Below are 15,693 nucleotides of genomic sequence, written 5' to 3'. Positions count from 1 at the left end.
GCGGACTCCGCCGTCGGCCGTCGGGGGTCAGCCGAGCCGTTCCACGGGGAGCCCGGGCCGCTCGGCGGCGGCCGCGACGAACCCGGTGAACGCGCCGGCCAGGTCACGGGCCGCGGCGTCGCCGAGCAGGCCCTGCGGGTAGTGCAGCCGGCCGTCCAGGGCGGCGCCGTTCTCGCGCAGGTCGACCAGCACGTCGAAGGGGTGGCCGCCCTGGCCGTGGTCGTACGGTTCGGCGGTGGTCCCGGGGAGGTCGACCCGGCCGGCGAGCGGGCCGAGGAGCTGGAACCCGGCCTGGGCGACGGGGTTGCGGCTCGGGTCGCGCGGCGGCCGCAGCGCCGTCACCACGCGGTCGAACGGCAGGCCCTGGTGGCGGTAGGCGGCGAGCGCGGTGGCCCTGGTGCGGGCGAGCACCTGGGTGAAGGGCTCGCGCCGCCCCACCGGGGTGCGCAGCGCCAGGGTGTTGACGAACAGGCCCACCAGGTCGGCGAGTTCGGCCATCGGCCGGTTGGCGGTGAAGGTGGCGACGACCAGGTCCTCCGTTCCGCAGGCCCCGGCGAGCACCGCCGAGAAGCAGGAGAGCAGGGCCATGAACGGGGTGGCGCCGGCCTCGCCCGCGGTCCGGTTCAGGGCGGTGGTGACCGCGGCGGGCAGGGTGAAGTCGACGACGGCGTCCCGCCGTCCGCGCAGCGGTGGCCGCGGGCCGCCGGGCAGCTCCAGGGCCGGCAGCGGCGCGCGGAGGTGACGCAGCCAGTGGTCGAGGTCGTCCTCGGTGCGGTCGGCCGCGCCGGCCCCGCTGCGCTGCCAGGCCGCGTAGTCCGGGTAGTCGACGGGCAGGGCCGGCAGCCGGGGCGTGCGGCCGGCGCGCGCGGCCCGGTAGCCCTCGGACAGGTCGCGCCAGAACACGCCCATCGACCAGTCGTCGGCGACGATGTGGTGGACCACGGCGAGCAGGACGTGGTGGTCCGGTTCCAGGGTCAGCAGGACCAGGCGCAGCAGCGGGCCGCGGTCCAGGGCGAACGGCCGCTCCACCTGCGCCCGGACGGCGCGGCGGGCCGCCTCCTCGCGTCCGTCGGGCGGCGTGCCGGTGAGGTCCACCACCTCCGGGGCGGTCGGCGGGTCCGGGTGGACCACCTGGTGGGGCACCCCGCGGCGGGCCTCGAAGGTGGTGCGCAGGGCGGCGTGCCGGCGGACGGTCGCCCGCAGGGCCTCGTGCAGCGCGGCGGGGTCGACCGGGCCGCGCAGCCGGTGCGCGTCGTACATGGTGTACTCGGTGCTGCCCGGGGTGAGCCGGTCGAGGAACCAGAGCCGGTGCTGCTCGGAGGAGAGCGGTACCGGTCCGGGCGGGCGCGGCGGGACGGTCCGGAGGTCCTGCGGTGCGGGGGCCGGGCCGGCCGCGTCGAGCAGCGCGGCCAGGTCCTCGACGGTGGGGCGGGCGAGCAGGTCGGCGGGGGAGGGCGCGGCGCCGGTGCGCGCCCGCAGCCGGGAGCAGATCCGGGTGGCGATCAGTGACTGGCCGCCGAGGTCGAGGAAGCGGTCCCGGACGCCGATCGGGGCCACGCCGAGGGCCTGCTCCCAGATGCCGACCAGGGTCCGTTCGGTCGGGGTGCGCGGCGCCAGGTAGGCGGTGGCGAGCTCCGGGCGGCCGTCGTCCGGGGCGGGCAGCGCCTTGCGGTCGGTCTTGCCGCTCGCGGTGAGCGGGAGTTCGGCGAGCCGGACCCAGGCGGTGGGGATCATGTAGTCGGGGAGCAGCTCGCCGAGGTGCTTGCGCAGGTCGGGCAGGTCGGGCACGTCCGGGACGGCGCCGACCAGGTAGCCGACCAGCCGGCTGCCGCCGGTGGCGGCCGGGTGCGCCGCCACCACGGCGGCGTGCACCTGCGGGTGGGCGGCCAACGCGGTCTCGACGTCGCCGAGTTCGATCCGCAGGCCGCGGATCTTCACCTGGTGGTCGAGCCGGCCCAGGTACTCGATCCGGCCGTCGACGCGCCGGCGCGCGAGGTCGCCGGTGCGGTAGAGCCGGGCGCCGGGCGGGCCGTGCGGGTCGGGCCGGAAGGCGGCGGCGGTAGCCCCGGGCCGGCCGAGGTAGCCCCGGGCCAGCTGGACGCCGGCCAGGCAGAGTTCGCCCGGGGTGCCCGGCGGGGCGGGCACCCCGTCGGGGTCGAGCACGTAGGCCCGGGTGTTGGCGACCGCCCGGCCGATGGTGACCGGGGCCCCGGGCAGGCACCGCTCGGCGGTGACGTCCACCGCCGCCTCGGTGGGCCCGTACAGGTTGAACAGCTCGCAGTCGAGGAGCTGGTGCACCTCGCGGACGAGGTCGGGGCCGAGCGCCTCGCCGCTGCACACGATCCGGCGCAGTGCGGGCAGGACGGGCGGCCCGCCGTGGTCGCGGCGGGCCCGCAGGTCGGCGAGGAACTCCCGCAGCATCGAGGGGACGAAGTGCACGGTGTCGACCCGCTGTCCGGCCAGGACCTCGTACAGGTAGGCCGGGTCGCGGTGCCCACCGGGGCGGGCCAGGACGAGCGTCGCGCCGACCGCGAGCGGGCCGAAGAACTCCCAGACCGACACGTCGAAGGTCGCGGGCGTCTTCTGCAGCACCCGGCTGCCGCCGGTGAGCCCGCAGTCGTCGCGCATCCACAGCAGCCGGTTGACCACCCCCCGGTGCGGCACCAGCACGCCCTTGGGGCGGCCGGTCGAACCGGAGGTGAAGATGGCGTAGGCCGGGTTGTCCGGGTCCGCCGCCGGGGCCGGGTCGTGGGCGGGCCACCCGGGTTCGTCGTCGGGGACGACCGGCCGCACCCCGGCGTGCTCGGCGGCGGCCGCCGCCGCGGCGTCGGTGACCAGCAGGGCCGCGCCGCTCTCCGCGAGGACGGCCGCGGTGCGCAGCGGCGGGTGTTCGGGGTCGAGCGGCACGTACCCGGCACCGGACTTGAGGACCCCGAGGAGGGCCACCACCAGGTCGGTGCCGCGCTCCAGGCGGACACCGACCAGGGACTCCGGCCCCGCCCCGGCCGCCCGCAGCCGGTGGGCCAGCCGGTTGGCCCGCGCGTTGAGCCCCGCGTAGTCCAGCTCGACGCCGTCGCAGACCAGCGCGACCGCGTCGGGGGTGCGCCGGGCCTGCCGCTCGAACAGCTGGTGGACGCACCGGTCCAGCGGGTACGGCCGGTCGGGGCCGGTCGCGTCCGCCAGGTACCGGCGCAGCTCCACCGGGGCGGGGACGGCGGACCGGGCGGTCACGGGGCGCCGCCGGGGAGGAAGTCGGTGAGCCGGGTGCCGAGGTCCTCGGCCTCGGCGCGGCGGCGCACCAGGTCGGCCACCGCGAGGTCGAGGATGCCGAGGCCGAACGGCGAGAAGACCGTGGTGCGCCGCGGGTCGCGCCGGTGCGGGCCGCCGGCGGAGAGCAGGCCGCCGATCGTGTCGGTGATGAACTCCCGGTCGCCGGTGCGCTGTTCGGCCAGGTGCAGCGAGGTCGCGGCACGGCACACGTGGTCCGGGTCGTCCACCACGTTGACGGCGGACAGCACCGACTCCACCGTGAGGTCGCGCAGGGACACGTGCAGGACCAGCGTGCCGGGACGGCAGGGCGCGGTGTCCAGGTGCGGGGTGCCGGCGGTGGTGGCCAGGGCGACCAGCGGGTGCGCGGCCAGCGCGTCCTCGGGCCGGTCCACCACCGAGGTCTTCAGGCCGGGCTGCTCCCGCGCGCAGCGCCCGGCGAACTCCTCGGCGCGGGCGCGGTCCCGGTCGTACAGGGTGACGGTGTCCAGGTCCGGCAGGACGACCCGCAGGAAGCGGAGCACCTCGAAGTTGATCACGCCGCAGCCGATCAGCCCGGCCCCGGTGTCGGGCCGATCGCCGGGGAGGGCGGCGGCGGCCAGCGCCGCGCTCGCGGCGGTGCGCCGGGCCGAGACGAGGGAGGCCTCGATCAGCGCCTCGGGGTGCCCGGTGCGCATCGAGTTGAGGATCAGCGCGGCCGAGGCGCGTTCCAGGCCCAGGGCGAGGTTGCCCGGGAAGGAGGAGATCCACTTCATGCCGGCCACCGGCTGCTCGCCGCCCAGGTAGGCGGGCAGGCCGATGATCCGGTTGCGTTCGTCGTCGGGGAAGCGCAGGAACACCGAGTGCGGGACGGCGCTGTCGCCCCGCGCGTGCCGGACGTAGGCGTCGCGGACGGCCGCGAGCACCTCCTGCTCCCGGTCGTCGAGTGCCCGTCGTACGTCGCGTGCGCCCAGGATCAGCATGCTCCCACCTCCACGGAGGGTTCCTTCCACAGGTCGGCGGCCTCGCCGAAGTGCGCGGCCGCCCAGTCGTCGTCGTAGATCGTGTCGAGGTAGCGCTCGCCCCGGTCGGGCAGGATCACCGCGCAGACGGACCCGGGCGGGATCCGGGGCCGGAGCCGGTCCAGGGCGCTGAGCACCGCGCCGGAGGACCCGCCGGCCAGGATCGCCTCGCGGTGGGCGAGCCGGCGGCAGCCGACCAGGCAGTCCAGGTCGTCGACGTGCACCACCTCGTCGGCCAGGTCCGCGCCGTACAGCGCGGGGCGCACCGAGGCGCCGTGACCGGGGATCAGCCGGGGCCCGGCGGGCCCGCCGAAGATCACGCTGCCGATGGCGTCGACGGCCACGATCCGGGTCGGGAGGGCGAGGTCGCGCACGTACTCGGCGCACCCGCGCAGGGTTCCGCAGGAGCTGGCGGCGCACACCAGGTAGTCGACCCGGCCGTTCAGCTCGTCGACGATCTCCCGCATGGTCTGCCGGTGCGCCCGGGCGTTCAGCGGATTGGCGTACTGATCCGGGCAGTACGCGAACGGGATGCCGGCGACCAGCTCCCGCACCCGGCGCAGCCGCACCGGCAGGTACTCGCCGGTGCCCGCGTCGGGCTCGGTCACCACCTCCACCTCGGCGCCCAGGGCCCGCATCACGGCGATGTTCTGCTGGTTGGTCCGGGCGTCCACCACGCAGACGAAGCGCAGTCCGAAGTACCGGCACACCTGGGCCAAGCCGATCCCGAGGTTGCCGGAACTCGACTCCACCACCACGGACTTGCCGGGGGTGAGCGTGCCGGAGCGGATCCGGTCGACCAGCATGCTGAGCGCGGCGCGGTCCTTGATGCTGCCGCCGGGGTTGTGCGACTCCAGCTTCGCGTAGGTGCGGAACGCGCTGTCCGGGAAGACCCGGGTGAGCTCGACCAGCGGAGTGGCGCCGACGGTGGACAGCACACCGGCGGGCATCCCGCCGGCGGCACCGGACGGGGGCGCGGTCACCGGACGCCCGGGCCCGCGTCGAGGCCGGCGCCGGCGGGGGCCCCGGCCGGCACGCCCGCCGGGCGCGCGGCGAGCGGACGGGGCGGGGACGTCGGTGGGGTACGGGTCATGGTGGGACTCCTCGTGGTCGCGTCGGGGTGGGGCGGCGGACGCCCTGGGCCGGACAGGCCTAGGCGGTGGGCGGTTCCGTCCGGGTGGGGTGGGCCGGGTCGGCCGCGGGGTGGTCGTCGGGCCCGGTCGGGGCCTGGCGGACCGCCTTGCTGAGGGTCACCGCGCAGGCCAGCAGAACCATCCAGACGGCGAGCACCGTCAGGGCCGTCCCGGTGCCGTACCACTGGAGCAGGAGGCCGCCGGCGAGCGAGCCGAGCGGCAGCGCTCCGCCGGACAGCACGCCGCCGGCGCCGGAGACCCGCCCCTGCAGGTGGTCCGGGGTGGTGGAGAGTTGCCGGGTGGCGACGGCGACGTTCCAGATCGGGCCGACGAACCACATCAGCGCGTAGAGCGCGCCGGTCAGGTAGAGGTTCCCGGCGAGGACCAGGCCGACGGCCAGCAGCGCCCAGGCCCAGTTGGCGCCGATCACCACGGCCCGCAGCGGCAGGTGCCGGCGGCACCAGGAGGCGGCGGTGGAGCCGAGCACGCCGCCCGCCCCCGCGACCCCCAGTAGGACGCCGATCCCGGTGGGCGAGGCGCCGCGTTCCCCGGCGAGCACCACGACGATCAGGAACAGGGCCCGGAAGAGCAGGTTGCTGCCGGCGACGGCGAGGGCGGCGACGCGCAGGAACGGCTGGTGCCACAGCCAGGCGAACCCGGCGGCGAGTTCGGCGAGCGGTTTCGGCTTCGGCTGCTGCCCGGCGGTGTCGGCGCTCCCCCCGGTCCCGTCGGCTGCGGCGGGTGGGTCGGTTGCGTCGGGTGCGGTAGCTGCGGCGGGTGCGGCGGGTGCGGCCTGGAAGTCCTTGCGGATCATCAGGAGCGTCACCACGGACACTGCGTAGCTGATCGCGTCCAGCAGGAACGGCAGCGCCCGGGCCAGTCCGAAGAGCGCGCCGCCCAGCGGGGTGCCGAGGGTGATCGCCGCCCGCTCGCGGGCCTCGTTGCGCGCCAGCGCCTCGGACAGCCGGTGCCCGGGCACCAGGTGCGGCACGGCGACGTGGGAGGCCAGCTCGTGGCAGACCGTCAGGGTGCCCTCGACGAAGCCGACCAGCAGGATCTGCGTCAGGGTCAGCCGGTCGAGGGCCAGCGCGAGGACGATGCTGACCGCGCCGGCCCCCCGGACGGCGTCGCACCAGATCATCAGGCGCTTGCGGTCCACCCGGTCCACCAGCGCCCCGGCCGGCACCGGGAAGAGCAGCAGCGGCAGCAGGGCGGTGAACCCGGCGAACCCCGCGTCGGCGGCCGAGCCGGTGAGGGCCAGGACCAGCAGCGGGTAGGCGACCGTGGCGGCCGTCGACCCCAGCATCGACAGCGCCGATCCGCTCCACAGCAGGACGAAGTCCCGGTTGCGGTGCAGGGGCTGGTCGGCCACCAGCTCCCGCTCGTCCCCCTCGGGTCGCCCGGGTCGGGTGGCGGTCACCGGGCACCTCCCCGGCGGGCGCGCCGGGCCCCGAGCAGCGGCAGCGCGGCGACCGCTGCGGCCTCCGGGTAGCCGGGCAGCGCGGCGGCCAGCGCGGCCACCGTGGCGCGGTCGAAGACCGCCCGGACCGGGACGTCCCGGCCGGTCGACTCGCGCAGGCGCAGGGCGATCCGGGTGGCCAGGACGGAGTGCCCGCCGAGCGTGAAGAAGTTGTCGTGCACGCCGATCCGGGCGTGGCCGAGGATCTCGCGCCAGGCGGCCGCGACGGCCCGCTCGGCCTCGTCCCGCGGTTCGACGAACTCCTTCTCCGCCGAGCCGAGTCCGACGCCCGGGAGGTTGCGCCGGTCGACCTTGCCGGAGGGGGTCAGGGGCAGTGCGTCGAGGACCGCGAAGGCGGCCGGGACCATGTAGTCGGGCAGGGTCGTCAGCAGGTGGTCGCGCAGCGCGCCGTGCTCGGGCACCACGGTGCCGGGCACCGGCTCCAGGTGGGCGACCAGTTCGACCTCGCCGGTCGGGAGGGTCACCGGCTGGACCACCGCCGCCCGCACCTCCGGGCGGGCGAGCAGCGCCGCCTCGATCTCGCCGGGCTCGATCCGGTGGCCGCGGATCTTCACCTGGTGGTCGGCCCGGCCGAGGAGTTCCAGACTGCCGTCCGGTCGTCTGCGGCCGAGGTCGCCGGTGCGGTACATCCGGGCGCCGGGGGTGGCGCCGTACGGGTCGGGGACGAAGGCGCCGGCGGTGGTGCCGGGCCGTCCGAGGTAGCCCCGGGCCAGGCCCGAGCCGCCCAGGTGGATCTCGCCCACCACGCCGTCCGGGGCCGGTTCGAGGCGGCCGTCCAGGACGTACAGCCGGGTGTTGGCGAGGACGGACCAGCGGGGTTCGCCGGGCTCCGCCGCCGGCCGGGTGACGGTGGCCCAGACGGTGGTCTCGGTGGGGCCGTAGAGGTCCCGGACCCGGGCGCCGCCGGCGGTGAGCCGGCCGAGGAGGTCGGCCGGGAGCCGTTCGCCGCCGCTGAGCACCAGCAGGCCGGCGGGGGCGCTCCAGCCGCCGTCCAGCAGCATCCGCAGGGTGACCGGGGTGGCCTGGACGACGGCCGGGCCGGTCCGGTCGAGCAGTTCGGCCATCCGCAGCGGGTCCCTGGCCTCCTCGGTGTCGGCCAGCACCACGGTGGCGCCGGCGAGCAGCGGGAGGTATAGCTCCAGGACGGAGGGGTCGAAGGAGACCGTGGTCAGCGCGGCCACGGCCGTGCCGGGCCGCAGCGGCACCTGGTCCGCCATGGCGGTCAGGAAGCCCGCGAGGCCGCCGTGGGTCACCATGACGCCCTTGGGCCGGCCGGTGGAGCCGGAGGTGTGGATGACGTAGGCCAGCGCCGCCGGGTCGGCGGGGAGCGCGGGCGCGGTGTCGGGGCGGGCGGCGATCTCCGCCCGGTGGGCGTCGGTCAGCACCAGCCGGCGGCCGCCGGCCCGGCCGTCCCCGGCGAGCCGGGCGGAGCGCGCGGTGTCGGTGACGACCACCGGACTGGCGCAGTCGTCGAACAGGTAGCGGATCCGGTCCTCGGGCAGCGCGGGGTCGACCGGCAGGTAGGCCGCGCCGGAACCGAGCACGCCCAGTACGGCCGTCAGCAGGTCGGGGCCGCGGTCCAGGAGCAGGCCGACCACGGTGCCCGGGCCGACGCCCAGCGCCCGCAGGTGGTGGGCCAGCCGGTTGGCGCGCGAGCGCAGGCCGGCGTAGTCGATCCGCTCCGCGCCGCAGACCAGCGCGACCGCGTCGGGCGTGCGGTCGGCCTGGCGGTGGAACAGGTCGAGGACCGTCGGGCCGTCCTGGGTCCCGGTGACGGCCGGACCGGCCGGGAGGAGGGCGCTGCGGTCGGCCGGGGGGAGCGTGACGGCCCGCGGATCCGCCGTCGGGTCGGCCACCAGCCCGGCCAGCACGTGGCGGTAGGTCCGGGCGAGCAGCGCCAGCTCCCCGGCGCCGATCCGGTCCGCGGCCGCCTCCAGGACGAGTGCGCCGGGCTCGGTGGACACCGAGAGGCCGAACTCGTTCGGGGTCCGGTCCTCGACGTCGTCCGGCTCGATGCCCTCGTCCGCCAGGACGTGCATGTCGGTGTGGTTGAAGAACACGTCCACCAGCGGCGTGTCCTGGCCCCAGGCGCGCTGCATCGCGGGCAGCGGGTGGTGCCGGTGCGGCCAGAGCGCGGTCTCCTCGGCGAAGACGGACCGCGCCAGGTCGGGCCAGCCGGCCGCGTTCAGGACCACCGGGAACGGCACGGTGTTGAGGAACATGCCGCGCACCCGGTCGCCGTCGGCGGTCTCGGGGCGGGCGTTGCAGACCAGCCCGGAGGTGAACGCGGCCGGGCCGTCGGTGCCGCCGCCGAACAGGCCCAGCACGGTCAGGTGGGCGGCGAACAGCACGCTCTTCAGCGGGACCCCGGCCTCGGTGGCCAGCGCGCGCAGGCCCGGGAGGAGGTCCGCGAAGCCCACCCGGGCGACCCGGTGGACGGCGCCGTCCGCGTCGTCGGCGCGGTGCCGCTCCGGGGCCGACCAGCCCTCGGGCAGGCGCCACGGGGCGTGCCGCGCCACCCGCCCGCGCCAGAACTCCCGGTCCTCGGCCGACGCCAGGGAGCGGCGCTCCAGCGCGATCGTGTCGGCGAACCGGGTGGCCGGCGGGGCCGGCGGCGCGGGGTCGCGGCCGTCGCGCAGCGCCCGGTAGTAGCCGAGCAGTTCGGGCACCAGGGAGTTCTGGCTCCAGCCGTCGAGGATGGCGTGCGCGTAGACGACGGTCAGCCGCCACTGCCGGTCGTCCAGCCGGTGCGCGACCAGCCGCAGCAGTGGCGGCGCGGCCAGGTCGAAGGCGGTGGACTGCTCGCGCGCCGTGGCGGCGGCCAGTTCGGCCCGGACCCGCTCGGGGGTGAGCCCGCGCAGGTCGTGGACGGCCACCGGGACGCCCGCCTGCGCGTGCACCAGCTGGAGCGGCTCGCCGTAGCCGGACAGGTCGACGGAGGTCCGCAGGATCTCGTGCCGCGCGGCCAGCAGGTCGGCCGCGGCGCGCAGCGCGGTGGCGGAGAACCCGTCGTCCTCGCGCACCGGGTAGCTCAGGACGTTGACGTACATGCCGCGGGCCGCGCCGGCCAGCATCTCGTACGCCATCCCGGCCTGCACCTGGGACAACGGGTACGCGTCCGTCAGGCCGTCCGGCAGCGCGTCGCGGTCGGCCGGGTCGAGCAGGTCGAAGGGCGCGGTGGCGGCGGCCGGGCGGCTCGCGCCGCGCGGGGCGACGGCCTCGGCGAGCCGGGCCACGCTCCGGTGCCGGAAGACGTCCTGGACGGAGACGTCGAGGCCCTGCTCGCGCAGCCGGCCGACGGCGCGGATGGCGCGGATGGAGTCGCCGCCGAGGTCGAAGAAGGTGTCGTGCACGCCGACGCGGTCCAGTTCCAGGGCCGTGCCCCACGCCCGGGCGATCACCTGCTCGACGGGCGTGCGCGGGGGGACGTACCCGGTGGCGGCCTGCGGCACCGGATCGGGCAGGGCCGCCCGGTCGAGCTTGCCGTTCGGTGTCACGGGCAGCCGGACCAGGCTGGTCCAGGCGGTGGGGACCATGTGCTCGGGCAGCGAGCGCCGCAGGTGGTCCTGCAGCGCGGCGGGGGCCGGGGCGGCGGCGGGGTCGGCCGGGACGACGTGCACCGCCAGCCGCAGGCCGCCGGGCGGGCCGTACAGCGCGGCGACGGCGTCGGCGACCAGCGGGTGGGTGCGCAGCGCGGACTCGATCTCGCCGAGCTCGACCCGGTGCCCGTGCAGCTTCACCTGGTGGTCGCCGCGGCCCTGGTAGGTGAGGGTGCCGTCGGGGTTGCGCCGGGCGAGGTCGCCGGTCAGGTACAGCCGTCCGCCGGGGTTGCCCGGGTCCGGGTCGGGGACGAAGCGTTCGGCCGTCAGGGCCGGGCGGTTCAGGTAGCCGCGGGCGAGCTGGACGCCGGCCAGGCACAGCCGGCCGGGGACGTCGACGGGCACCGGGGCGAGGTCGTCGTCCAGGACGTGGACGCGGGTGTTGGCGATCGCCGTGCCGATGGTGACGCGCTCGCCGGGGCGGCACGGGCCGGCGGTGACGTCGATGGCGGCCTCGGTCGGGCCGTACAGGTTGTGGAGTTCGGCGCCGCCGGTCACGGCGTGGCGGTGGCAGGCCTCGGCCAGGTCGTCGGGCAGGGCCTCGCCGCTGCACAGGACGAGCCGCAGCCCGGCGGCGGGGGTGCCGGGGGCGGCCTCCGGGGTGCCGGCCGGGGCGTCGGCGGGGACGGTGGCGAGGAAGGCGCGGAGCATCGCGGGCACGAAGTGCAGGGCGGTGACGCCCTGGTCGGCGATGGTCCGGGCCAGGTACGCCGGGTCGCGGTGGCCGTCCGGCCGGGCCATCACCAGGGTCGCGCCGGTGATCAGCGGCCAGAACAGCTCCCAGACGGAGACGTCGAAGCTGTACGGGGTCTTCTGCAGCACCCGGTCGGCCTCGGTGAGGCGGTAGGCGTCCTGCATCCAGCGCAGCCGGTTCACGATGCCCCGGTGGGTGGTGACCACCCCCTTGGGGCGGCCGGTCGAGCCGGAGGTGTAGATGACGTAGGCGGGGTGCATCGGGTCCACCGCGGGGTCCGTGCCGTCCGGGCCGTCCGCGCTGTACGGGCCGTCCGGGCCGTCCGGGATGTCCGTGCTGTCCGGGCTGTCCGGGCCGTCCTGGGCGTCCGCGGGAGCGCCGGGCCGGCCGCCGTCCGGCAGCAGCACCCGGGCCCGGTGCGGCGGCAACGCGGCGGCCAGCTCGGCGGTGGTGAGCACGACCGGGGCGGCGGAGTCCGTGAGCATGTGGCCCAGCCGCTCGGCGGGGTAGCCGGGGTCGAGCGGCAGGTAGGCGCCGCCGGCCTTGAGTACGGCCAGCAGCGCCACCGGCAGCTCCAGCCCCCGGTTCAGGCAGACGGCGACGATGCTCTCCGGGCCGACACCGAGGGCCCGCAGCCGGCGGGCCAACGCGTCGGCGCGCGAGCACAGTTCGCGGTAGTCGAGGTGCTCGTCCTCGAAGCGCACGGCGACGGCCGTCGGGGTGCGCTCGGCCTGCCGGTCGACCAGCCGGTGCAGGACCTCGCCCTCGGGGTGGCGCACGTCGGTCTCGTTCCACCGTTCCAGCCGGGCGCGTTCCTCCGGCGAGAACAGGGCGGCTCCGGTCACGACCGCCCCCGGGTCCCGGGTGACCGTGTCCAGCAGTGCGGTGAAGTGCTCGGCCAGGACCGCCGCGCGCTCCGGGGTGAACAGCGCGGTGGCGTACTCGACCACGCCGGACAGCGAGCCGTCGGGCTGTTCGGTGAGGTGCAGCGTCAGGTCGAACTTGGCGCTGTGCCAGGGCGTGGCGTACGGGGTGGCGCGCAGCCCGGCGCCGCCGAACTCCGTGCCGGCGCCCGCCCCGTTGTACACGAACATCACCTGGAACAGCGGGTTGCGGGAGAGGTCGCGTTCGGCGGCGAGCTCGTCGACCAGCCGCTCGAACGGCACGTCCTGGTGCGCGAACGCGCCCAGGGCCGTCTCCCGGACGCGCCCGACGGCCTCCTCGAAGGTCGGGGCCCCGGACAGGTCGGTGCGCAGCACCAGGGTGTCGACGAAGAAGCCGAGCAGGTCCCGGGTCTCCGGCCGGGTGCGTCCGGCCGCCGGGGCGCCGACGGTGACGTCGTCCCGGCCGGCATGCCGGGCGAGCAGCAGCTTGAAGGCGGCCAGCAGCAGCACGAACGGGGTCGCGCCGCGGGTCCGCCCCCAGGCGGTCAGGGCGTTCACCGTCGCGGCCGGCACGGTGAACGGCAGGATCGCGCCGGCCGGGTCGAAGACCGGCGGCCGGGGCAGGTCGGCCGGCAGCTCCAGGGCGGTGGACCCGGCCAGCTTCCGCCGCCAGTAGTCGAGCCGGTCGGTGGTCGCGGAGGCGGCGTGGGCCTCCCGCTGCCAGTGGGCCCAGTCCGCGTACTGCACGGCCGGGGGTGCCGACGGGCTCGGCCGGCCCTCGGCGAACGCCGGGTAGAGGGCGCCGAGTTCGGCGGCGAGCACGGCGGTCGAGGAGCCGTCGAAGGCGATGTGGTGGAAGGCCAGGACCAGGACGTGGTGGTCGTCGCCGAGGCGGACCAGCCGGGCCCGCATCGGTGTGCCCACCGCGAGGTCGAAGGGTGTGCGGGCCAGTCCTTCGACCAGGGCGCCGAGCCGGTCCTGCGCGTGGTCCGCGGGCAGTGCGGTGAGGTCCAGCAGCTCGAACTCCGGCGCGGCCTCGGCCAGCGGCAGCTGCCGCGGCTCGCCGTCGACCTCCAGGTAGCGGGTCCGCAGCACCTCGTGGCGGGCCGACACCTCGGCCAGCGCCCGGCGCAGCGCCGTGACGTCCAGCGGGCCGCGCAGCTCCCAGCCGACCGGTAGCACGTACTCGGCGGTGCCGGGGCGCAGCCGGTCCAGCAGCCACAGCCGCTGCTGGGCGAAGGACAGCGGGAGCGGCCGGTCGCGCGGCACCCGCGCGATGACGGCCTCGGCGGAGACCGAGGCGGTGGTGGTGGCGGGGGAGCCGGCCGGCCGGGCCGATCCGCGCAGCAGGCTGTCCAGCAGCGCCCGCCGTCGCTCGGCCGCGTCGGCCGAAGCCGGCGCACCTGCCGGTGCCGCCGAGGCCGGCGCACCTGCCGGGTGCCCCGGACCCGGCGGGCCCGTCGGCTCGGCCGGGGAGGGTTCGGTCAGCGGACTGTTCATGGCTCACGCACCTGCGACAACATCGACTCCACCTCTGCATCGGATAGTTGCGCGACCCGCTCGGCGAGCGCCTGGTGCACCCGTTCGGCGAGCAGCGCCGGGGTCGGCGCGTCGAACACCGCGCTCACCGGCAGCTCGACGGGGAAGCGCTCGCCGAGCAGGGCGATGACCTCGGTGGCCAGCAGCGAGTGCCCGCCGAGTTCGAAGAAGTCGTCGTGCACGCCGATCGCGGCGACCGCGAGCAGGTCGGCCCAGACCTCGACGACGGCCTGTTCGACCGGCGTGCGCGGGGCGGCGGCCGGGGCGTCCGCCGGGTCGGCCCCGGGGGTGGGGAGCGCGGTCCGGTCCACCTTGCCGTTGGGGTTCAGCGGGAGTTCGGCGAGCCGGACCCACGCGGTCGGGACGAGGTACTCCGGCAGCCGCTCCCGCAGGTACTCCCGCAGCGGCGGGCCCGGCCGGTCGAGCGTGTCCGACACCACGTAGCCGACCAGCTGCTTGTCCCCGGCCGGGGTCGGCCGCACCGCGGCCACGGCCGCCCGGATCTGCGGGTGGTTGCTCAACGCGGCCTCGACCTCGCCGAGTTCCACCCGGTGACCGTTGATCTTGACCTGCTGGTCGCGCCGCCCGTGGAAGTGCAGCACGCCGTCCCGGTCCCGGGTGACGAGGTCCCCGGTACGGTAGAGCCGGGCGCCGGGCACCGTCCCGTACGGGTCGGGGACGAACCGCTCGGCGGTGAGCGCCGGGCGCCCGAGGTAGCCGCGGGCCACCCCCGGCCCGCCGACCAGCAGTTCGCCGGGTTCGCCGTCCGGCACGGGCGTGACGCCGTCCTCGTCCACCACGTACGTGGTGGTCCGGGTGATCGCCCGGCCGATCGGGATGCTGCCCCGGGTCTCGTCCAGGGTGACGCCGCGCCGCGCGCAGCAGAACGTGGTGCACTCGGTCGGCCCGTAGCCGTTGACCACCTCCACGCCCTGCTCCACCAGCATCCGCACCTCGGCCGGCGGCGCCACGTCCCCGGCCACCAGCACCTGGCGCACCGTCGCCAGCGCGCCGGGCCGGGTGCGCACGACGTGCTGGAACAGGCCGGTGCTCAGCAGGGCCACGGTGACGCCGTGCCGGCGCACCGCCCGCTCGACCGACGCCGCCGTCGGGGTCCCCGGCGGCAGCACGGCCAGGCGCCCGCCGTTGCACAGCGCGCCCCACACCTCGAAGGTCGACAGGTCGAAGGACAGCGGGGCGAGCATCAGCACCACCTGCCCCGGGTCGAGGTCCGCGTAGTCGGCCTCGTGCACCAGGCGCATGATGTTGCGGTGGGTGACCGCGACGCCCTTCGGGCGGCCGGTGGAGCCCGAGGTGTACATCACGTAGGCCAGGTCGTCCGGTCGGGCCGCCGAGGGGGGAGCCGTCGCGGGCAGGCCCGCCGCGGCCGACCACTGCGGCTCGATCGCCACCGGCTCCAGGCCGGTGGCGGCGAACCGGTCGGCGAGCTCCGGCTCGACCAGCAGCAGCCGGGCACCGGAGTCGGCGACCATGAAGGCGAGCCGCTCGGCCGGGTACTCCGGATCCAGCGGCAGGTAGTGGCCGCCCGCCTTGAGCACGGCCAGCAGCGCGGTCACCACCTCCGGGCTGCGCCGGGCGCACACCGCGACCGGCACGTCCGGCCGGACGCCGCGGGCCCGCAGCAGATGGGCCAACCGGTTCGCCCCGGCGTCCAGTTCGGCGTAGCTCAACCGCCGGTCGGCGAACTCCAGGGCGGTCGCGTCCGGCGTGCCCGACACCCGTCCCGCGAACCACTCGTGCACGCACCGGTCGGGCAGCGGTGCGTCGGCGCGGCCAGCCACGGTGCTCATGCCGGCCGGGTCTCCTGCTCCATGCGCCGACGCAGGCTCAGCGGACGCATGTCCGTCCAGACGCTGTCGATGTGGTCCAGGCACTCCTGCTTGGCGCCCTCCTTGCCCTCGCGGTGCCAGCCCAGCGGAAGCTCCCGGTCCGCCAGCCAGATCGAGTACTGCTCCTCGTCGTTGCGGACCACCAGGTACGTGCGCGGGTCGGTGCTCTCGTCAGCCATTCCGCTCTCCTCTCCAGGGCCGGCGCCGTCCTGCCGGCGCCGCGACAGGAAGACTCGCCCGGCGCGG

At 76.6% G+C, this 15,693-nt stretch carries 7 protein-coding genes; all 7 read right to left on the bottom strand.

Annotated features, from left to right (window positions below; genetic code table 11):
• Positions 1–27: 27 nt before the first annotated feature.
• Positions 28–3,231 (bottom strand): amino acid adenylation domain-containing protein, encoded by a 3,204-nt coding sequence (locus tag ACFV04_RS15715; RefSeq protein ID WP_380529478.1) that lies wholly within the window; start codon positions 3,229–3,231, stop codon positions 28–30.
• Positions 3,228–4,229, bottom strand: coding sequence for a 2,3-diaminopropionate biosynthesis protein SbnB (gene sbnB, locus ACFV04_RS15710; protein WP_380529476.1), 1,002 nt, complete (start codon positions 4,227–4,229; stop codon positions 3,228–3,230). Before sbnB ends, ACFV04_RS15715 begins: the two co-directional genes overlap by 4 nt.
• Entirely contained in the window at positions 4,223–5,218 is a 996-nt protein-coding gene (sbnA, locus tag ACFV04_RS15705) for a 2,3-diaminopropionate biosynthesis protein SbnA (RefSeq protein WP_360263967.1), read from the bottom strand. The genes sbnB and sbnA overlap by 7 nt, the downstream gene beginning before the upstream one ends.
• Positions 5,219–5,420: 202 nt before the next feature.
• Positions 5,421–6,821 carry an MFS transporter gene (locus tag ACFV04_RS15700; protein WP_380529474.1) on the bottom strand — a complete coding sequence of 467 codons (1,401 nt, stop codon included), beginning with the start codon at positions 6,819–6,821 and terminating at the stop codon, positions 5,421–5,423.
• On the bottom strand, positions 6,818–13,558 hold the full coding sequence (locus ACFV04_RS15695) for an amino acid adenylation domain-containing protein (RefSeq protein ID WP_380529472.1): 6,741 nt from the start codon (positions 13,556–13,558) through the stop codon (positions 6,818–6,820). Before ACFV04_RS15695 ends, ACFV04_RS15700 begins: the two co-directional genes overlap by 4 nt.
• Positions 13,555–15,408 carry an amino acid adenylation domain-containing protein gene (locus ACFV04_RS15690; RefSeq protein ID WP_380529470.1) on the bottom strand — a complete coding sequence of 618 codons (1,854 nt, stop codon included), beginning with the start codon at positions 15,406–15,408 and terminating at the stop codon, positions 13,555–13,557. Before ACFV04_RS15690 ends, ACFV04_RS15695 begins: the two co-directional genes overlap by 4 nt.
• Entirely contained in the window at positions 15,405–15,626 is a 222-nt protein-coding gene (locus ACFV04_RS15685; RefSeq protein ID WP_360263942.1) for an MbtH family NRPS accessory protein, read from the bottom strand. The genes ACFV04_RS15690 and ACFV04_RS15685 overlap by 4 nt, the downstream gene beginning before the upstream one ends.
• Between the last annotated feature and the right edge of the window lie 67 nt (positions 15,627–15,693).

The organism is Kitasatospora sp. NPDC059599 (assembly GCF_042735125.1).
Taxonomy (GTDB): domain Bacteria; phylum Actinomycetota; class Actinomycetes; order Streptomycetales; family Streptomycetaceae; genus Kitasatospora.
The sequence above is the reverse complement of the archived record's forward strand: the minus strand, read 5'-3'. Positions and strand labels throughout refer to the sequence as shown.